Source organism: Alloactinosynnema sp. L-07 (assembly GCF_900070365.1).
In the GTDB taxonomy this organism is placed as follows: Bacteria; Actinomycetota; Actinomycetes; order Mycobacteriales; family Pseudonocardiaceae; genus Actinokineospora.
The window spans coordinates 6,856,282-6,874,371 of the sequence record NZ_LN850107.1; the positions used below are offsets into that span (position 1 = coordinate 6,856,282).

The window sequence follows — 18,090 nt, forward strand, 5'->3', positions numbered from 1 at the left end:
CGCGTGCCCTGGACTCGGCTCTCGACCGCGCCGCCGGGGTTCCCAGACCCGAGCGCGGGAGGCCGGCGAGGTGTGCGCGCACCCTCTCACTCGGTCCGCGGCGTGCTTCGCCACGAGTGTCCCGAGGTCCTCCGAGCCCGTCGTCACCAGCCCCGATGGGGGCGGCGAGGCGCGGGCGTCCTGCCGAGTCTACCCGCGACGGTGTCCGGATACGCTCCAACCATGGAGAACGCTGCCCCAGGGCACCTGTCGGCCGGAGTCGTGGACCTGCTCGGCGTGCTGGCCTACGGCGAGCTGTCGGCTTTCGACCGCATGTCGGAGGACGCGCGGTCGGCGCCGACGGTCGCGGGGCGCGCGGCCCTCTCGGAGATGGCCGCCGCCGAGATGGGGCACTACGCCAAGATCGAGAAGTTCCTCGCCGGGCACGGCGTGGCCATCGAGGACGCGATCCGGCCGTTCATCGGCCACATCGACACCTGGCACGCCTCCACCGCGCCCCGTTCGTGGCTGGAGTCGCTGGTCAAGGCCTATGTCGGCGACGGTCTGGCCGCCGACCTCTACCGCGAGATGGCCAACTGGCTCGACGAGGAGACCAAGGTCCTGGTGCTGGAGGTGCTCGCCGACACCGGCCACTCGGCCTTCGCCGAGCGCGAGGTGCAGGCCGCCATCGAACGCGACCGCACCGTGCGCGACCGGCTGGCGCTGTGGGGCAGGCGACTGCTCGGCGAGGCGCTGACCCAGGCCCAGTACGTGGTGGCCGAACGCGACGGGCTGGCCGAGCTGATCGTCGGCGGCACCGGCGACCTGGCGGGCATCGCCGCGCTGTTCCGCAAGCTGCAGCAGCAGCACGGCAAGCGGATGACCACCCTCGGGCTTGGCTGACTCGGTTGATTACGCGTGTGGTGAACGCGGGCGCCCCTGGGGGGTCCGGGGCCCTGCTCTCCACTAGCCTTACGGTGAGAAGTCTTTCCCGGCGCAGGAGGTTTGGCGTGGAGGTCAAGGTCGGTGTCGCGGACACCGTGCGGGAGCTGGTGCTGATGAGCGCCCAGTCCCCGGATGAGGTCGAGGCCCAGGTCGCCGCCGCTCTCAAGGACAGCACCGGCACGCTGGTCCTGCTCGACGACAAGGGCAAGCGCTTCGTCATCCCGTCGGCGCGGATCGCCTACGTCGAGATCGGCGGCGCCGACGCCCGCAAGGTCGGTTTCGCCCCCTGATTCGATCGTTGAACGCCGATGGCCACCTCCCGCGGGAGGTGGCCATCGGCGTCTCTGGAGCTGGTCACACGTCGGCGCGCGCGGTCCCGCCGATGTCCAAAGTGGTCTGCACGACGAACGGCGGCCTGCTGGTGCCCATGATCCGGTAGCGGTCCCACGGGTCGGGGTCGGACAGCTCGCCGTCGGCCTCGGCGCCCGGGGTGCGCAGGGTCGCCTTGGTCTTGCGTCCGCCCGCCGCCTCCGACACCGCTGGGTCGGCGTCGACGCGGCCGTACCAGCGGTAGTAGCCGTCGATTGGCTGGAAGTGCCCGCGCAGCTCGACCCGCACGTGGAACTCGCGCTCGCCGACGATCAGCGTCGCCGGGCCGGTGTAGCCGTCGTCCTCGGGGTGCTTGTCCATTGTTGTGCTCCTAGCCCGCGTCGCCGAGGGACAGTTTGACGATCTTGTTCAGTTCCAGCGGCTGGTCGGGGTCGATGGTGACGCCCCAGCCGCGCAGGGTTCCGTCGATGGCCGCCCAGATCGTCTGGGTCAGGTACTCGACGACCTGGTCGCGGCTCATGGTGCGGCGTTCGAGCCACCATTCGCCCACGTTCTGCACCATGCCGACGATCCCGTGGCCCCAGACCTCCGCGCCGCCGGGATCGATCTCGAACGCGCGCATGTAGTCGCCGAGCAGGCCCGCCAGCGCGTTCGCGATGACCTCCTTGTCCTCGGCGACTATGTCGGCGTCGAGACCGCGGTCGGCGAAGGTCGTGCGCACCAGCAGTCGGTAGAGGTTGGGGTACTCCTCGATGATCGAGAAGAACGCCTGCAGGCTCTTGCGAATGCGTGGGACCGGGGCTTCCTCGCTGTTCATCGCGGGGATGAGTCGCTCGAAGAGGATCTCGGTGCCGCGGTGGCCCAGCGCCACGACCAGGTCGGCCTTGTCGGTGAAGTGCCGGTAGAGCACCGGCTTGGTCACCCCGGCCTCATGCGCGACGTGCTCCATCGCGAGGTCCGGACCGTGGGTGGCCAGCGCGCGCAGCGCGGCCTCGACGAACTCCTCCCGCCGCGCGGCTCGATGGGACTTCCACCGGTCTCGCCGGGCGTCGCCGGAATCCGTTGTCCTGTGTCCCTTGACACGATCCGTCATGGGACTGCATGCTACCAGAAGTAACTGTTACCCGCAGTCACGCATACTTAAGAGGAGCTCGATGATGAGCCGCGCTCTACGCGTCGCCAAGGTAGCCGACCGCGAGAAGACCGCGGGCCGTTTGCTCAAGTCTTCCGCCGACAAGTTCTACGACCCGGACGTCGACATCGACTGGGACGCCCCGATCCCGCCCGGACTGCACTTCCACCCGGAGCACCGGATCTCGCTCTACGGCACGGACCTGTGGGCGCGGATGACCCCGGAACAGCGCATCGAGCTGGGCAAACACGAGATCGCCAGCATCGCGAGCACGGGCATCTTCTTCGAGGTCCTGCTGATGCAGATACTGCTCAAGCAGGTCTACCGCCACGACCCGACGACCGACCACGTGCACTACCTGCTGACCGAGATCGCCGACGAGTGCCGCCACTCGACGATGTTCGGCAAGGCGTGCAAGCGCTTCGACGTGCCCGCCTACGGGCCGCGCCCGTGGGTCAAGCAGTTGGCCAAGGTCCTGCCGATGATCGGCCGCGGACCCTCGGCCTATGCCGCGATCCTCGTCGCCGAGGAGGTGCTCGACCGGATGCAGCGCGAGACCACCGCGGACCACACGCTGCAGCCGCTGGTGCGCATGGTCAACCGGATCCACGTGCTGGAGGAGGCGCGGCACGTCACCTTCGCCCGCCAGGAGGTCGCGCAGGGCATGGCCGAGGCGGGCAGGCTGGCCCGGCGATACCACCAGCTGGTCACCGCCGTCGTGTCGTACTTCGTGGCGCTCTCGATGGTCAACCCGGAGGTCTACAAGGCTGTCGGTCTCGACCCGCGGGCCGCGCGCAAGGCGGCCAAGGCGAACCCGCACTTCCAGGCCACCATGGCCTACTGGGGCGAGCGGATCATGGGCTTCCTCGACGAGGTCGGCCTGATCGGTGGCCCCGGGAAGGTCCTGTGGCGCGCGGCGATGCTGCTGCCGAAGCGATGATCTTCCAGACGTCGGACGGCGTGCGGCTCAACGTCGTCGAGCGCGACGGCGACTCGGAGCTGACGCTGGTCCTGCTGCACGGCTGGGTGATGGACCACCGCTCGTGGGACGCGGTGGTCGCCGGGCTGCCCGGGGTGCGGGTGGTGCGGATGGACTTCCGCGGCCACGGCGGGTCCGACCCGGCCCCGGCGGGCACCGCCACGATCGACCGGCTCGCCGACGACATCGCCGAGCTGATCGACACCCGGATCGCGGGCCGCGTCGTGCTCGGCGCGCACTCACTGGGCGCGATGGCCCTCATGGCTCTGGCGGACCGGCACCCGGCACTGGTCGCCGACCGCGTCGCCGGGGTCGCGTTCGTCGCCACCACCTCGGGCGGGCTGTCGAAGCTGACCTTCGGCCTGCCGCGCTGGCTGGCCGCGCTGATCCTGTTCGTCGAGTCGCTGGCCAACCCGATCATCGCCCGGCTGCCGGTTCGCAGGCTGCTCGGCAGGCTCAGCCCGGTGGCGATCCCGCTGGTCCGGTTCCTCGCGTTCGGCCGCAAGCCGGCACGCGGGCACGTCGCGCGGGTGTCGGCGCAGGTCGGCAGCTGTCACCCGGCCGCCCTGGTCGCCTTCCGGGGCGAGCTGAAGCGGCACGAACGCCTGCACGCGCTGTGCGTGTACCGGGACATCCCGGCCATCGTGCTCGCGGGCGACCGGGACCGCCTGTGCACCGTGCCGCAGTCCGAGGCCATCGCCGCGGAACTGCCCAACGCGGTGCTGGAGGTCTTCCCCGGCGCCGGGCACATGTTGACCTACGAGCGCACCGCCGACGTCGTGGCCCATCTCTCGGGTCTGATGGTCGGCTTGGACCTCAAGGCTACTGGCTAGTAGGTTAGAGCGATGGCTGACGTGTTCCGCACATCGGACGGCGTCGGGCTGCGGCTGGTCGAGTCCGGACCCGCCGACGCCCCGGTGACCGTGCTGTTCCTGCACGGCTGGACCAGCGCCCTCGACGTCTGGGACCACGTCGTGGCGGCACTCGGCCCACGGGTCCGCACGCTGCGCTTCGACCACCGCGGCCACGGCTCGTCCGAGCCCGCCCCCGCGGGCGGGGCCACCCTGGCCCGCCTGGCAGCGGACGCGGCGGAGGTGATCGCCGCGCGGGTGCCGACCGGTGGACTGGTCCTGGTCGGACACTCGATGGGCGGCATGACCCTCATGGCGTTGGCCGAGGGGCATCCTGAGGTGGCCAAGCGGGCGTCGGCTGTGGTGTTCGTGTCGACGTCATCGGGCCGGATGCGGGAGGTCACCTTCGGCCTGCCCAGGCCACTGGTCCGCTTCGCCACCCGCCGCTCTGTGCGCTCCTCGTCGGGTGGGTCGGCGGCATCGGGTGCGTCGGCGGCGTCGGGTGGCGGTTCGGTGCGGACCGGCGGCCGCAAGCGGCGCGTCCGGGTCAAGCTGCCGCCTCCGGTCCGCCGGGTGGGATCCCTCGCGGTGGTCCGTTGGCTCGTGTTCGGCACCCGCTTCCGCATGGTCGACGTTCGTGCGACCGCCGATCACGCCGCGGCCGTCCACCCCAAGACGGCGGCGGCGCTGGGTCGGGACATCGGCGAACACGACCGGGCGACCGCGCTGGCGAATTTCGAGCACGCGGATGTGCGGGTACTGGTGGGGGAGTTGGACCGACTGACCCCGCTGTCCCACGCGCGCGCGATCGCCGAGGCGGCCCCACACGCGGAGTTCGTCCTGTTCCCGGGCGCTGGGCACATGCTGCCGTACGAGCGGGTCCGCGAACTCGCGGCTCACATCACGCGAGCGGCGGCGACTGTCAAGTCGGCCCCCACGAGTTATCCACAGTCACCCGAACCCATCCACATCCCCGACGAAACCACCCCCGCCCGCCCCACCCGCCGATAGACTGGCCCAGGGCAGTGCCCCCGAGGATGGGTGGGGGCCGTCCATTGTGTACGGCGGCGGCGAAGATCACGGTCGCAGAGGCGGCGACATCGCGTGCGGGCCGCGCGCCCAATTGCTTGTCGGGCGGGCCTAATCGTGTGCCGGGCGGGCCGAAGTTCGGTTGCGTGTTCTTGCCGTCAGTTCGCGATCACGTCCGCTACCACCACGGTCACGTTGTCGCGGGCATCGGCAGCCAGGGCCAGGCGGACCAGGGCGGCGGCGCAGTCCTTGGGGGACACTGCCGCTAGTTCGGCCAAGCGGTCTTCCACGGTGTCCCCCAGCGCGTCGGTGAGGCCGTCGCTGGAGAGGACGTAGCGGTCGCCGATGGTGGCCGGGCGGGTCCACAGGTCCGGTTCGATCTCGCCGTCCAGGCCGACCGCGCGGACCAGGGCGGCGCGGTGGGGGTGGCGGGTGGCCTCCTCCGGGGTCAGGTGGCCCGCGGCGACGAGTTCGGCGGCCAGGGTGTGGCCCTGGGTCGTCCGGACCCCGTTGACGAATGTGATGCTGTCGCCGACGTGGGCGCCGCGCACGACCCAGCCGGAGGGGCCCGGCCACAGCGCGGCGAACGCCAGGGTGCTGGCCATGCCCGCCGTGTCCGGGTCGGGGTGGCTCCGGACGGCCGCGTTGGCCTGACGGACGGCGTCCAAGGGGTCGGCGTCGATCAGGGACGCGATCGTGTCCACCGCCAGGCGGGAGGCGACCTCACCCGCGGGGGCGCCCCCGACGCCGTCGGCCACGGCGATCAGGCGGCCGCCCGCGTGGAAGGCGTCCTCGTTGCCCGCCCGGCCGCCGATGTGGGTCAAGCCCGCTGCGAGGAAGCGCATCGCTCAGTCGTGCGGCTGCAGCGGGAAGCCACCGCCGATGCCGCGCCACGCCAGGTTGGAGATCAGGGCGATGGCCTCGTCCTTCGGCATCGCGCGGCTGTCCTCCAGCCACGCGCGGGCCGAGACCTGGCTGACGCCGACCAGGCCGACGGCCAGCAGCCGGGCGCGGTGCTCGTCGAGGCCCGCGTCGGCGGTGATGGTGGCGGTGATGGCGTCGACGCTGGCCGTGGTGGCGCGCTCGACGGCGTCCTTGACCAGGGGCTCGCCGCGCAGGTCGGACTCGAAGACCAGGCGGAAGGCCTGGCTCTCGCCGTCGACGAAGTCGAAGTACGCGCCGACCGCGTTGCGCACGCGGAGCTTGTTGTCCGTTGTGGACTCCATCGCGGTCTGCACCCGGCGGATCAGCTCGTCGACGTGCTTCTCCAGCAGCGCCATGTAGAGCTCCAGCTTGCCGGGGAAGTGCTGGTAGAGCACCGGCTTGCTGACCCCGGCCCGCTCGGCGATCTCGTCCATCCCGGCCGCGTGGTAGCCGTTGGCCGCGAACACGTCTTGCGCGGCCGCCAACAGCTGGGCCCGACGCGCGGTGCGCGGCAGTCTGGCCCCCCGACCGATCCCGTTCTGCTGAATCGTCTCAGACATTGTCTCCACCCTCGTTGTGCGCTTGTCAGGTCGGGATCGCCAACCCGCCACGGGTGGTTCGACCGTACTACTCGGTAACCCCATTCGGGTTCAGTGTCCAGACCAAAAGACGCCTCGTCCAGTATCGGTTGTGACCTGCGTCTCACCCCAGCGAGGTCGCTGGTCAGCAGGCACACTGGTCAGGTGTCCCTCGCCACGACATTCCGGGCGCCGCTCACCAGAGTGCCGCTGTCGGGAGCCGAGCTGCCGCCGATCGACCTGACCAGCCCGGCCTGGCCGGGCGAGGAGCTCATGGCGGGCGGCCAGACCCTGCACGTCCGGCGCACCCCGGGCCAAGGTGATGTCACCGCCGTCTACGTGCACGGACTGGGCGGCTCGGCGATGAACTGGACCGACCTGGCGGGTCAGCTCAGCGGCCACGCCGCGGGCCTGGCCGTCGACCTGCCGGGCTTCGGCCGCACGATCCCGCGCGACGACTACACCTACACCCTCGAAGAGCACGCCGACACGCTCGCCGCGTGGCTGCGCGGGCTCGACGCGGGCAAAGTGCACCTGCTGGGCAACTCGATGGGCGGGGCGATCTCCATGCTCGTGGCCGCCCGCCACCCTGAACTGCTGCGCACGCTGACGCTGGTCTCGCCCGCCATGCCCGACCTGCGGCCCAGCGTGAACCGCATGTCCGACCCGCGGATGGCGCTGGCGTTCCTGCCGGTCGTCGGCAAGCCGGTGCGCAGGCAGCTGGCCCGGCTGACCGCGCGTGAGCGCGCCCAGCAGCTCATCGACCTGTGCTTCGCCGACCCGTCGCAGGTCACCGAGGAGCGCATGGCCGAGGCCGCGGCGGAGTTCGCCGAGCGCACCAAGCTGGCCTGGGCGACCCCTGCGCTGGCGCGCAGCACGATCGGGCTGATCCGGGCGTGGATGGTGCCGCGGACCCGCGGCCTGTGGGCTATCGCGCCGCGGGTGAGCACGCCGACGCTGGTGGTGTGGGGCACCGAGGACCGGCTGGTCACCGTGCGCAAGGCACCCAGGACGACCCGGCTGCTCCCGCGCGGGCGGCTGCTGGTGCTGCCCAGGGTCGGCCACGTCGCGCAGATGGAGCGGCCCACGACGGTGGCACGCGCGGTTCTCGGCCTCTGGGAAGCTGGCGATGACTGGTAACCGCCATGCCTCCGCCGGCGATATGGCACTCTTGGGCCCGTGAGCGAGACGACGCACCGGGAGCGCACCGACCGTCGCCGCCCACCCGCCGAACCACTCGCCGCGTCTTGGCGGCCCGAGCCGGGCAAGCGTCCGGCCAGGCGCAAGGGCTGGCGGGGAGTGTTGGCGACCTACGGCTGGCGGGTCTACGCGCTGCCCGTGCTGACGGTGGTGACGGCGCTCGTCGTGGTCCAGACCGCGGGCGAGGCACCCGCCCCGCCCGCCGACGCCGCCTCCGGTGTCCGGCTGGACAACCCGACCCAGACCGTTCCGGACACGTCCGTTCCCCCCGACGTCAGCGAGGTACCGCAGGCCCCGATCGACGTGAACATCCCGTCCGCGGAGCTGCCCAACGGCGGCCCGTACACCCAGACCGGCGCCGGAACCTGGCACGGTGTGCCCGGCGAGGGCCCCAAGGTCGGCACCGGCGCGAAGTTCTACACCTATACCGTCGAGGTCGAGGACGGGATCGACGCGTCGGCCTTCGGCGGCGACGAGACGTTCGCCAAGCTGATCGACCAGACCCTGGCCGACCCGCGCGGGTGGACCAGCGGCGGGCAGATCTCGGTGCAGCGGGTCCGGCCGGACTTCCCGAACCCGACGATCCGGATCAGCCTGACCAGCCCGGATACCGCCCACCGGGGGGACAAGTGCGGCTTCGCGATCAAGTACGAGTCGTCCTGCTGGCTGGGCACCGAGAAGCGGCTGATGATCAACCTGGCCCGCTGGGTGCGCGGCGCGGTGGCCTTCAGCGGCGACATGATCACCTATCGGCAGTACGCGATCAACCACGAGATCGGCCACGCCTTCCGCGCAGGCCACGTCGGCTGCGCGCAGGAGGGCGCACTCGCGCCGGTGATGATGCAGCAGAGCTTCGGCGTCGCCAACAACTACGTCGCCCAGCTCAACCGCGCGGTCGGCCAGCGTGACGCGGTCAAGGAGGACGGCTTGACCTGCAAGCCGAACGCCTGGCCCAATCCACAGGCCAAATAGTCGCTGTCACAAACCGGGTCCCCATTGCGTCTAGTCGGTGAAAGTCCGACGGAAGGGGATTGATGGACGGCACACGGTTGGTCAAGGTGATCACCGCGTTCGGCGCGGCGGTGTTCCTGGCTTTGGGGGTCTGGGCGTTCGCGGCGCCGCGGTCGTTCTACGACGTCGTGGCCACCTACCCGCCCTACAACCTGCACCTGTTCCACGACGCGGGCGCGTTCCAGATCGGCATCGGGGCCGCCTTGCTGGCCGCACTGGTGTGGCGCGACGCACTGTCCGTGGCGCTCGCGGGCGTGACGGCGGGCGCGGTCGTGCACGCGGTGTCGCACATCCTCGACCGCGACCTCGGGGGCAGGCCCAGTGACCCGGCGTTCCTCAGCGCGCTGGCCGTGCTGTTCGCCGCGGGCCTGGCCGTGCGCCTACGTGCATCCCGGCCACGACGACCGACCGGCGCCTAAGGGGTACCGGGACGGCGGCCGACCACGGTTACCGCCGGTCGGCACCTGTTGCCGCATTGGTGACCAATCGGAGAGAAAATCCGGGGAGGCGGACAAGTATCCCGGATGGTGGGAGTGGGGAAGGGTGGAGTGGGATTCCGGCGTTGTACGAGGTGACAATCGGGGGTGGACCCGGCGCCAGGCGCGGGGGCCGTCAGGATCGCAACTAGGAGGAGCCGATGCCAGGCAGTTTGCCGCCGCTCGTCGAGCCGGCGCAGGAGCTGACCAAGGAAGAGGTTGAGCGGTACAGCCGCCACCTCATCATCCCGGATGTCGGGGTGGACGGGCAGAAGCGCCTGAAGAACGCCAAGGTCCTGGTGGTCGGCGCGGGCGGTCTGGGCAGCCCGGCGCTGCTGTACCTGGCCGCGGCCGGCGTCGGCACGCTCGGCATCGTCGACTTCGACGTCGTCGACGAGTCCAACCTGCAGCGCCAGGTCATCCACGGTGTGTCGGACGTGGGCAAGCCCAAGGCGCAGTCGGCCAAGGAGTCGATCGCGGAGATCAACCCGCTGATCAACGTGGTCCTGCACCAGGAGCACCTGAACTCCACCAACGCGCTGGACATCTTCGCCGACTACGACCTCATCCTCGACGGCACCGACAACTTCGCCACCCGCTACCTGGTGAACGACGCCGCAGTGCTGCTGGGCAAGCCGTACGTGTGGGGCTCGATCTTCCGGTTCGAGGGCCAGGTCAGCGTGTTCTGGGAGGACGCGCCCAACGGGCAGGGCCTCAACTACCGCGACCTCTATCCCGAGCCGCCGCCGCCGGGCATGGTCCCGTCGTGCGCCGAGGGCGGCGTGCTGGGCGTGCTCTGCGCGTCCATCGGGTCGATCATGGTCACCGAGGCGATCAAGCTGCTGACCGGCATCGGCGAGCCGCTGCTGGGCCGCCTGATGGTCTACGACGCGCTGGAGATGTCCTACCGGACCATCAAGATCCGCAAGGACCCCGAGACCAAGCCGATCGAGGGCCTCATCGACTACGAGGCGTTCTGCGGCGTGGTCTCCGACGACGCGCAGAGCGCCGCGGCGGGCAACACGATCACCCCGCGCGAGCTGAAGGACAAGTTCGACCGGGGCGACGACTTCGTCCTGATCGACGTCCGCGAGCCGCACGAGTACGAGATCGTCAAGATCGAGGGCTCGGTGCTCATCCCGAAGGACCGCATCCTGTCCGGCGAGGCGCTGGCCGAGCTGCCGCAGGACAAGCCGATCGTGCTGCACTGCAAGTCGGGTGTCCGCTCGGCGGAGGCGCTGGCCGCGCTGCACAAGGCGGGCTTCGCCGACGCGGTCCACGTCGGCGGCGGGGTGCTGGGCTGGGCGCGGGAAATCGACAAGAGCCTGCCGACCTACTGAATTCTGAATCGCAAGTGTCGATCAGCGCTTGGGAGGCGGAGTCCGGGTAGCGTGCCCGCCCGTGAGCACTCCGCCTCCCCAGCACGTCCGAGCCGCCTTCGGGGCCAAGAACGCGGAGCCCGTGCTGATCGAGCGCGGGCCCGTGTGGCGGTGCGACGAGGTCGCGCTGCGCCCGGCGAGCAGCCCGGCCGAGGCGGCGTGGGTGGCTCAGACCCTTGGTGACCTGCACGTTCCCGACCTGCGCATCGCCCGCCCGGTCCGCTCCAGCGACGGCCGCTATGTGGTCGGCGGCTGGGTCGGCTTCCGTTTCATCGAGGGCCGCGCGGAGCCAAGGTACGACGAGGTCGTCTCCGCGTCGCTGCGCCTGCACCAGGCCACGGTCGACCTGCCTCGCCCACGCTTTCTGAATTTGCGCGCCGACGTCTTCGCCCTGGCCGACCGAGCCGCGTGGGGTGAGGAGAAGGCACCGCTCGACATCGATCTCGGCGGCAAGCTGTTCGACGAGTTCGCCTCGCGCCGCGCCAAGGTCGACCTGAAATCGCAGGTCGTCCACGGCGACCTCTTCGGCAACGTCCTGTTCGTCGGCGACGCCGCCCCCGGCATCATCGACTTCACCGCCTTCCACCGCCCGGCCGAGTGGGCCGCCGCTGTGGTCGTCGTCGACGCGATGGCCTGGGGCGGCGCCGACGACGCCATCGCCAAGCGTTGGGCCCACCTGCCCGAATGGCCGCAGGCGCTGCTGCACGCGTTGTTGTTCCGGTTGGCAGTGCACGCCCTGCATCCGAAGTCGACTCCTCGATCGATGCGCGGTTTGGAGCGGGCCGCGCACCAGATCGGCGAGATCGTCTAGCTCGTCATGCCTCTTGTGGTGGACGCTCGCTGGAGGTGTTCGGCTGTCGGCGACGCCAGCCAGGCGGTGTCTCACTTGCTCGAATGGCCCCGGGCGCTGTTGCACGCGTCGTTGTTGCGGGTTGGCGGTGCACGTCCCTGCATGCGACGTCGACTCCCCGATCGGTGCGCGGCTTGGCACGGGCCGCGCACCGGATCGGTGGGGTCGGCTAGAGGGCGAAGCAGTTCAGGCGGACGGTCTGCAGGTTGAGCGCGTCCCGGACGCCGTCGTAGACGGTTCCGTCGGTGGCCAGCGTGATGTGGCCGACGACGCGGAAGGGGCATTGGCTCTGGATCAGGACGTTGGTGGCGCCGTCCTTCATCGCCGCGTTCCCGACCGGGCGCACCAGTTCGTCCAGGAATGTGTAGAGGTTGGTGTAGCGGACGGCGCCCACCGTGTCGTCGCCCGCGTTGAGGTCGTTGATGAACGACGACCCGACTTCCATCTGTGAACACGAAACGCCGCAGATGCCGTCGGTGAAGAACGAAGTCAGGTTCGCGATCGCGGTGCCGTAGTTGGGTGTGCCTAGGTTCACCAGGCTGCCGACCTCGGTGGCGCCGCCCTCGTTCTTGATGTAGCGGCGGGCGACGAGGCCGCCTTGGGAGTGGGTGACCATGTCGACCTTGGCCGCGCCCGTTCGCGAGCGGAACGCGTCGGCGAAGGTGTTCAGGTCGCGGGCCGAGACTCGGATGTCGGCGCGGCCGAGGTTGGTGAGTTGGAAGATCGCGACCTGCCTGCCATCGGCGCGCAAGCGGGCGGCGAGGGGTTCGTAGAAGAAGGCGGGCCCGAAGGTGCCCGCGACGATCACGACCGGGCTTGGGGTGGCGGCGGTCGCGGTGGGGGTGATGGTGGCGGCCAGGACGGTGGCGGCGGTCACGGCCAACAGTCGACGGATCACAAAGGCCTCCTTGCCCAGTGAACTACTCGTCGGTAGATGTGTAACCCAGCTCACATTACTGAAGCGTCAAGGTCGCGTACAGAGCGAAGTGATCAGGCTGCTCACGCCCCAAATGGGGCTTGTGCGCAGGCAAGTTGTCATGCCGGAAACATTCGCGAGTCTTCGGGTAACACCGCGTCCTTACCGTCGGGTCGAGCCCCCAAGCCGATCCGGAGGACCCGATGACGCAGGTCGCCGCGCCCGCCGTCGACACGCACTGTCCGTACTGCGCCCTGCAGTGCGGCATGCGGCTGACCGGGGTGCGCGTCGAGCCTCGGGAGTTCCCGACCAACCGGGGCGGCCTGTGTCAGAAGGGCTGGACGGCCGGGTCGCTGCTGACCTCACCCGCGCGCCTGACCACCCCGCTCGTCCGCGTCGATGGTGAGCTGCGCCCCGCCCCCTGGGATGTCGCGCTCGACCTGATCGCCGCCAAGCTCACCGCGCTGCGGAAGTCGCACGGGGCCGACTCGGTGGCGATCTTCGGCGGCGGCGGGCTGACCAACGAGAAGTCCTACCTGCTCGGCAAGTTCGCCAGGGTCGCCCTGGGCACCTCGCAGATCGACTACAACGGCCGGTTCTGCATGTCGTCGGCCGCCGCCGCGGGGATCCGGGCGTTCGGGCTGGACCGGGGGATGCCGTTCCCGGTCAGCGACCTGACCAGCGCTGACGCGGTGCTGCTCATCGGGGCCAACCCGGCCGAGACCATGCCGCCGTTCGTGCAGCACCTGACCAACGCGGGCCGCTCCGGCGGGTTGATCGTGGTCGACCCGCGCCGGACGCCGACCGCCGAGCAGGCCACGCTGCACCTGCAGCCCCGGCCCGGCACCGACCTGGCCTTGGCGCTGGGAATCCTGCACGCCGTGGTGGCCGACGGGCTCGCCCGCACCGACTACATCAACGCGCGCACCACCGGGTTCGACGCCGCGTGGCGGATCGCCGCGGCGTGGTGGCCGGAGCGGGTCGAGCGGGTGACCGGCGTCGCCGCGGCCGACCAGCGTAAGGCAGCGGCCGTTCTGGCGGCCGCCGACAAGGCCTACATCCTCACCGCGCGCGGCACCGAGCAGCACGCGCGCGGTACCGACATGGTGGGCGCGTGGATCAACCTGGCGTTGGCTCTCGGCCTGCCAGGCAAGTCCGGTTCCGGCTACGGCTGTCTCACCGGCCAGGGCAACGGTCAGGGCGGTCGCGAGCACGGTCAGAAGGCCGACCAACTCCCCGGCTACCGCAAGATCGACGACCCGGCCGCGCGCGAGTACGTCGCGGGCGTGTGGGGTGTCGACCCGGACTCGCTGCCAGGTCCCGGCCGGTCGGCCTATGAACTGCTCGACGCGCTCGGCACCGAGAACGGTCCGCGCGCGCTGATGGTGTTCGGCAGCAACGTGATCGTCTCCGCGCCGCGCGCGGGCCGGGTCGCCGAGCGACTGTCCGATTTGGACTTCCTGGTGGTCGCCGACTTCGTTCTCTCGGAGACCGCCGCGCAGGCCGATGTCGTCCTCCCGGTCACCCAGTGGGCCGAGGAAGACGGCACCATGACCAACCTCGAGGGCCGGGTCTTGCTGCGCACCAAGGCGCTCGACGCGCCCGACGGGGTGCGCAGCGACCTGGAGGTCCTCCACGGGCTGGCCGTCCGGCTGGGGCAGCCGGACGGCCGCTTCCCGGTCGACCCGGAGACGGTGTTCACCGAGCTGCGGCAGGCGTCCAAGGGTGGCGTGGCCGACTACGCGGGTGTCACCTACGACCGCCTTCGCGCGGGGGAGGCCCTGCACTGGCCGGTTCCCGCCGAGGACCACCCCGGCACGCCCAGGGTGTTTCTCGACCGCTTCGCCCACCCTGACGGCCGGGCCCGCTTCGCCGCGGTCGACCACACCGGGCCCGCCGAGTCGCTCGACGACGACTTCCCGCTGCTGGCCACCACCGGCCGTGTCCTGCAGCACTACCAGTCCGGCGCGCAGACCCGGCTGGTCGAGGAGCTCCTGACCGCCGTGCCGGAGGTGTTCGTGGAGGTCCACCCCGACACCGCGGACCGCGCCGGCCTCACCGACGGCGGCATGGCCCGGGTCGTGTCGCGGCGCGGGGAGATGACCGCGCGCGTGCGGCACGTCTCGTCCATGCGTACGGACACGGTGTTCCTGCCGTTCCACTTCGCGGGCGATCAGCGCGCGAACCTGCTCACCAATCCCGCACTCGATCCCACTAGCCGAATGCCTGAGTTCAAGGTGTGCGCCGTTCGACTGGAGGTCTCATGACCGAGCTGCCCGCGCGACGAGTCGTGATCGTCGGATACGGAATGGCCGGTTCGCGACTGGCCGAGGAGATCCGGCGCCGCGACCGCGCCGGTGAGCGGGCCTCGGTCACCGTCATCGGCGCCGAGCCGCACCCCGCCTACAACCGGGTCCTGCTCTCGGCGGTGGTCGCCGGGACGATGACGCCGGAGTCGGTTCGCCTGCACGACGCCGACTGGGCGAGTCAGAACGGCATCGACCTGCGGCTGGGCGTCACGGTCACCGCGATCGACCGCGCGGCGCGGACGATCAGCCTCAGCGACGGGTCCACTGTGGACTACGACGCGCTGGTGCTGGCCACCGGCAGCAAGGCCTGGGTCCCCCCGGCCGAAGGCCTGCAACTGGAAGACGGCTCCCTCGCACCCGGTGTCGCCACTTTCCGCGACCTCGACGACTGTGCCGCGATCCTCGGCCACGCCCGTCCCGGCGCCCCGGTGGTCGTCCTCGGCGGCGGCCTGCTCGGGCTGGAGGCCGCGCGCGGCCTGGCCGGACGCGGCAGCCTGGTCACCGTCGTGCACCCGGTCGGGCACCTGATGGAACGCCAGCTCGACCCGGCGGGCGGCGGCGTGCTCGCCAAGACCCTTGGCGCGCTGGGTATCGAGTTCCGGCTCGGCCGCTTCGCCGCCCGCTACGTCCCCGGTGACGGCCTCAAGCTCGACGATGGCAGCCACGTGCCCGCTGACCTCGTGGTCGTCTCCGCGGGTGTGCGCGCGGACACCGCGCTGGCCGAGTCGATCGGCCTGACCGTCGACCGGGGCGTGGTGGTAGATGATTCTTTGCGCACCAGCGACCACCGCATCCACGCGATCGGTGACTGCGCCGCGCATCCCGGCACCGTGTCCGGGCTCGTGCAGCCCGCGTGGGAGCAGGCCGAGGTGTTAGCCGACCTGCTGACCGGCGTCGACCCGGCCGCCCGCTACAAGGGCACCCCGGTCGTGACCCGGCTCAAGGCCAAGGGCGTCGACCTCGCCGCGCTGGGCGACGTGCACGCCGACATCGACGGCGACGCGGAGGTCCTCTGCCTGCAGGACCCCGTGCGCGGCCGATACGCCAAGCTCGTGATCCGCGACGACCGGGTGACCGGCGCCATCGTGCTCGGCGCCCCCGACGCGGCGGCCACCATCACCCAGCTCTACGACGCGAAGACCCCCGCGCCGACCGACCGGCTCGGCTTGCTGCTGGGCCGCGCGCTGTCGTCGGGCGGCGCCGTGGCGCACTCGCCCGCTGATCTTCCGGCCGCGTCCGTGGTTTGCCGGTGCAACACAGTCACAAAGGGACAGTTGGTGAAAGCCTGGCGGGCCGGGGCCGCGACCGTTCCGGAGCTGGCCGCTGTGACCAGGGCGACCACCGGCTGCGGCGGCTGCACCGACGCGGTGTGCGGCATCGTCGACTGGCTGGCCCGCGCCTGAGACCTGAGCACCTCACAACCTCGTCCGCGTTCGCGTGCGGACAAAGTGCTTTCCGTGTCATCGCGGGGCACGCGCCTGAAATCCCCGATTCGTAGCGTCTGCGCAACAGCAGTACGAGGAGGACAACCCATGACGCTGGCAGCCGAGTCCCCGCCCACGACCGAGTCGAAGTCCGCGCCGCGCAAGGGCCGCTGGATCGACGACTGGGAGCCCGAGAACGAGGAGTTCTGGGAGAAGACGGGCAAGCCGATCGCCCGCCGGAACCTGACTTTCTCCATCTTCGCCGAGCACCTCGGCTTCTCGGTCTGGGTGCTGTGGTCGGTTGTCGTGCTCAACCTGTCGAACGCGGGCTTCGGCGGCGGCACCCCGTTCGCGCCGAGTGAGCTGTTCTGGCTGACCGCCCTGCCCAACCTCGTCGGCGCCACGCTGCGCATCCCTTACACCTTCGCCGTGCCGAAGTTCGGCGGTCGCGTGTGGACGGCCATCAGCGCGGCGCTGCTGCTGATCCCCACCACGGCGCTGGCCGCGATGGTCCACTTCGACTTCGTCCGCAACCAGTCGCACGACACGCAGTTCACGATCATGCTGATCGTCGCCGCGCTCGCGGGCGTCGGCGGCGGCAACTTCTCCTCGTCGATGGCGAACATCTCGTTCTTCTACCCGGAGAAGCGCAAGGGCCTCGCCCTGGGCCTCAACGCCGCGGGCGGCAACCTCGGTGTCGCGGTCGTGCAGCTGCTCACCCCGCTGGTCGTCATCGTCGGTGTCCCGTTCGCCATCGCCAAGAACCCGGTCCACCCGGTGCACCTGGCCTACGCGGGTCTGATGTGGATGCCGTTCATCATCGCCGCTGTCGTGTGCGCGTGGTTCTTCATGGACAGCCTGAGCATGGCCAAAGCCGACACCAAGTCCTACGCCACCTGCCTCAAGCAGTCCCAGACCTGGGTCATGTCGATCCTCTACATCGGCACGTTCGGCTCGTTCATCGGCTTCTCGTTCGCCCTGCCGCTGGTCATCAAGCTCACCTTCCCCGAGTTCCTGGCCCAGAACCCCTTCATCGGCACCTACCTGGCCGGTCTCGGCTTTCTCGGCGCGCTGATCGGCTCGGTCACCCGCCCGTTCGGCGGCTGGCTGTCCGACCGCATGGGCGGGGCGAGGGTGACCCTGTGGGTGTTCATCGCCATGGCGGGCTTCACGATGCTGGCCGTGTACGGGGTCAACCAGCGCAGCTTCCCGCTGTTCTTCGGCTCCTACATGGTGATCTTCGCCCTTTCCGGCGCGGGCAACGGCTCCACCTACCGGATGATCCCGGTCATCTTCGGCGCCCTTGGCCGCAAGGAGGTCGCGGAGAAGGGTGGGGACTCGGCCGCGACGTTGCTGAGCTTCAAGCGCCAGGCCGCGGCCGTCATCGGCATCGCGGGCGCCATCGGCGCCTTCGGCGGGTTCCTGATCCAGCAGATCTTCCGGCTGGCCAGCGTCCCGGTGAGCGCCGCTGTGACCAGTGCGAAGACGGTGGAGGCCAAGGCCGCCGCCGCCGCTGCCAACGCCGACTGGTCGACCTCGGCGCTGGGCATCTTCATCGGTGCCTACGTGGTGTTCGCGGTGATGACCTGGTTCTTCTACCTGCGCAAGACCACTGAGGCCGCGCGCGTCCCGAGCTTCGCTTACGCGGGCGTCTAGTAAGCCCACTCACCTCGGGGTGGTCCGCACAACGTGCGGGCCACCCCTTTTCGTTGTGGCGGTGCTCACTCGCACCTGGTTCTGACCTGCGGCGGGAGGGATACGTAACCAGGGCGAAACAA

18 protein-coding genes are annotated in these 18,090 nt (G+C 70.5%); 13 read left to right on the top strand and 5 right to left on the bottom strand.

Annotation, left to right across the window (positions count from 1 at the left end; translation table 11 throughout):
- The first annotated feature begins 222 nt into the window (after window positions 1-222).
- Both BN1701_RS31480 and BN1701_RS31485 read left to right on the top strand, forming a co-directional pair.
- Window positions 223-882: a ferritin-like fold-containing protein gene (locus BN1701_RS31480; RefSeq protein ID WP_054054858.1), complete on the top strand. Its 660-nt coding sequence runs from the start codon at window positions 223-225 to the stop codon at window positions 880-882.
- 107 nt (window positions 883-989) lie between these two features.
- Window positions 990-1,214, top strand: coding sequence for a DUF3107 domain-containing protein (locus BN1701_RS31485; RefSeq protein ID WP_082860181.1), 225 nt, complete (start codon window positions 990-992; stop codon window positions 1,212-1,214).
- A gap of 64 nt (window positions 1,215-1,278) precedes the next feature.
- Here the strand turns inward: BN1701_RS31485 and BN1701_RS31490 are convergent, their stop codons facing one another.
- Both BN1701_RS31490 and BN1701_RS31495 read right to left on the bottom strand, forming a co-directional pair.
- Window positions 1,279-1,614, bottom strand: a complete 336-nt coding sequence (locus tag BN1701_RS31490) for a DUF4873 domain-containing protein (RefSeq protein WP_054054861.1) — start codon at window positions 1,612-1,614, stop codon at window positions 1,279-1,281.
- Between the two features lie 10 nt (window positions 1,615-1,624).
- On the bottom strand, window positions 1,625-2,347 hold the full coding sequence (locus BN1701_RS31495) for a TetR/AcrR family transcriptional regulator (protein ID WP_054054863.1): 723 nt from the start codon (window positions 2,345-2,347) through the stop codon (window positions 1,625-1,627).
- Between the two features lie 64 nt (window positions 2,348-2,411).
- On the opposite strand from BN1701_RS31495, the gene BN1701_RS31500 reads away from it, so the two are divergent.
- From BN1701_RS31500 to BN1701_RS31510, 3 genes are read left to right on the top strand one after another with little or no spacing between them, the layout of a single operon-like run.
- Window positions 2,412-3,326: a diiron oxygenase gene (locus BN1701_RS31500; protein ID WP_054056300.1), complete on the top strand. Its 915-nt coding sequence runs from the start codon at window positions 2,412-2,414 to the stop codon at window positions 3,324-3,326.
- Window positions 3,323-4,198, top strand: a complete 876-nt coding sequence (locus tag BN1701_RS31505) for an alpha/beta fold hydrolase (protein WP_067521443.1) — start codon at window positions 3,323-3,325, stop codon at window positions 4,196-4,198. Before BN1701_RS31500 ends, BN1701_RS31505 begins: the two co-directional genes overlap by 4 nt.
- Before the next feature lie 12 nt (window positions 4,199-4,210).
- The gene (locus BN1701_RS31510; RefSeq protein WP_054054867.1) at window positions 4,211-5,227 is read left to right on the top strand and encodes an alpha/beta fold hydrolase; all 1,017 of its coding nucleotides are present in this window, start codon (window positions 4,211-4,213) and stop codon (window positions 5,225-5,227) included.
- A 176-nt stretch (window positions 5,228-5,403) separates the two neighbouring features.
- On the opposite strand, the gene BN1701_RS31515 is transcribed toward BN1701_RS31510, so the two are convergent.
- Window positions 5,404-6,090 carry a PP2C family serine/threonine-protein phosphatase gene (locus tag BN1701_RS31515; RefSeq protein ID WP_054054869.1) on the bottom strand — a complete coding sequence of 229 codons (687 nt, stop codon included), beginning with the start codon at window positions 6,088-6,090 and terminating at the stop codon, window positions 5,404-5,406.
- Between the two features lie 3 nt (window positions 6,091-6,093).
- A complete protein-coding gene (locus tag BN1701_RS31520) occupies window positions 6,094-6,729 on the bottom strand; it encodes a TetR/AcrR family transcriptional regulator (RefSeq protein ID WP_054054871.1) in 636 nt (211 codons plus the stop codon).
- A 183-nt stretch (window positions 6,730-6,912) separates the two neighbouring features.
- On the opposite strand from BN1701_RS31520, the gene BN1701_RS31525 reads away from it, so the two are divergent.
- From BN1701_RS31525 to BN1701_RS31545, 5 genes are all read left to right on the top strand, one after another.
- Window positions 6,913-7,887, top strand: a complete 975-nt coding sequence (locus tag BN1701_RS31525; RefSeq protein WP_054054872.1) for an alpha/beta fold hydrolase — start codon at window positions 6,913-6,915, stop codon at window positions 7,885-7,887.
- Window positions 7,888-7,926: 39 nt separating this feature from the next.
- Window positions 7,927-8,919 carry a DUF3152 domain-containing protein gene (locus BN1701_RS31530; protein ID WP_082860182.1) on the top strand — a complete coding sequence of 331 codons (993 nt, stop codon included), beginning with the start codon at window positions 7,927-7,929 and terminating at the stop codon, window positions 8,917-8,919.
- 62 nt (window positions 8,920-8,981) lie between these two features.
- The gene (locus BN1701_RS31535; RefSeq protein WP_054054875.1) at window positions 8,982-9,377 is read left to right on the top strand and encodes a hypothetical protein; all 396 of its coding nucleotides are present in this window, start codon (window positions 8,982-8,984) and stop codon (window positions 9,375-9,377) included.
- 218 nt (window positions 9,378-9,595) lie between these two features.
- Window positions 9,596-10,774 (top strand): adenylyltransferase/sulfurtransferase MoeZ, encoded by a 1,179-nt coding sequence (gene moeZ / locus BN1701_RS31540; RefSeq protein WP_054054877.1) that lies wholly within the window; start codon window positions 9,596-9,598, stop codon window positions 10,772-10,774.
- Between the two features lie 61 nt (window positions 10,775-10,835).
- Window positions 10,836-11,624: a TIGR02569 family protein gene (locus tag BN1701_RS31545; protein WP_054054879.1), complete on the top strand. Its 789-nt coding sequence runs from the start codon at window positions 10,836-10,838 to the stop codon at window positions 11,622-11,624.
- A 208-nt stretch (window positions 11,625-11,832) separates the two neighbouring features.
- Here the strand turns inward: BN1701_RS31545 and BN1701_RS31550 are convergent, their stop codons facing one another.
- Window positions 11,833-12,561 (bottom strand): triacylglycerol lipase, encoded by a 729-nt coding sequence (locus tag BN1701_RS31550; RefSeq protein WP_082860183.1) that lies wholly within the window; start codon window positions 12,559-12,561, stop codon window positions 11,833-11,835.
- A gap of 221 nt (window positions 12,562-12,782) precedes the next feature.
- Here BN1701_RS31550 and BN1701_RS31555 point away from each other — a divergent pair, with 221 nt between their 5' ends.
- From BN1701_RS31555 to BN1701_RS31565, 3 genes are all read left to right on the top strand, one after another.
- Window positions 12,783-14,846 carry a molybdopterin oxidoreductase family protein gene (locus tag BN1701_RS31555; RefSeq protein WP_054054881.1) on the top strand — a complete coding sequence of 688 codons (2,064 nt, stop codon included), beginning with the start codon at window positions 12,783-12,785 and terminating at the stop codon, window positions 14,844-14,846.
- Between the two features lie 5 nt (window positions 14,847-14,851).
- Window positions 14,852-16,291: an FAD-dependent oxidoreductase gene (locus BN1701_RS31560; protein WP_157368498.1), complete on the top strand. Its 1,440-nt coding sequence runs from the start codon at window positions 14,852-14,854 to the stop codon at window positions 16,289-16,291.
- Between the two features lie 129 nt (window positions 16,292-16,420).
- A complete protein-coding gene (locus BN1701_RS31565; protein WP_054054886.1) occupies window positions 16,421-17,968 on the top strand; it encodes an MFS transporter in 1,548 nt (515 codons plus the stop codon).
- Window positions 17,969-18,090 lie beyond the last annotated feature (122 nt).

Excerpts from the sequence above, each read along its gene's own strand:
- BN1701_RS31480 (WP_054054858.1), top strand. The coding sequence starts at position 223 with ATGGAGAACGCTGCCCCAGGGCACCTGTCGGCCGGAGTCGTGGACCTG.
- BN1701_RS31490 (WP_054054861.1), bottom strand. The coding sequence starts at position 1,614 with ATGGACAAGCACCCCGAGGACGACGGCTACACCGGCCCGGCGACGCTG.
- BN1701_RS31495 (WP_054054863.1), bottom strand. The coding sequence starts at position 2,347 with ATGACGGATCGTGTCAAGGGACACAGGACAACGGATTCCGGCGACGCC.
- BN1701_RS31500 (WP_054056300.1), top strand. The coding sequence starts at position 2,412 with ATGAGCCGCGCTCTACGCGTCGCCAAGGTAGCCGACCGCGAGAAGACC.
- BN1701_RS31505 (WP_067521443.1), top strand. The coding sequence starts at position 3,323 with ATGATCTTCCAGACGTCGGACGGCGTGCGGCTCAACGTCGTCGAGCGC.
- BN1701_RS31510 (WP_054054867.1), top strand. The coding sequence starts at position 4,211 with ATGGCTGACGTGTTCCGCACATCGGACGGCGTCGGGCTGCGGCTGGTC.
- BN1701_RS31515 (WP_054054869.1), bottom strand. The coding sequence starts at position 6,090 with ATGCGCTTCCTCGCAGCGGGCTTGACCCACATCGGCGGCCGGGCGGGC.
- BN1701_RS31520 (WP_054054871.1), bottom strand. The coding sequence starts at position 6,729 with ATGTCTGAGACGATTCAGCAGAACGGGATCGGTCGGGGGGCCAGACTG.
- BN1701_RS31535 (WP_054054875.1), top strand. The coding sequence starts at position 8,982 with ATGGACGGCACACGGTTGGTCAAGGTGATCACCGCGTTCGGCGCGGCG.
- moeZ (WP_054054877.1), top strand. The coding sequence starts at position 9,596 with ATGCCAGGCAGTTTGCCGCCGCTCGTCGAGCCGGCGCAGGAGCTGACC.
- BN1701_RS31555 (WP_054054881.1), top strand. The coding sequence starts at position 12,783 with ATGACGCAGGTCGCCGCGCCCGCCGTCGACACGCACTGTCCGTACTGC.
- BN1701_RS31565 (WP_054054886.1), top strand. The coding sequence starts at position 16,421 with ATGACGCTGGCAGCCGAGTCCCCGCCCACGACCGAGTCGAAGTCCGCG.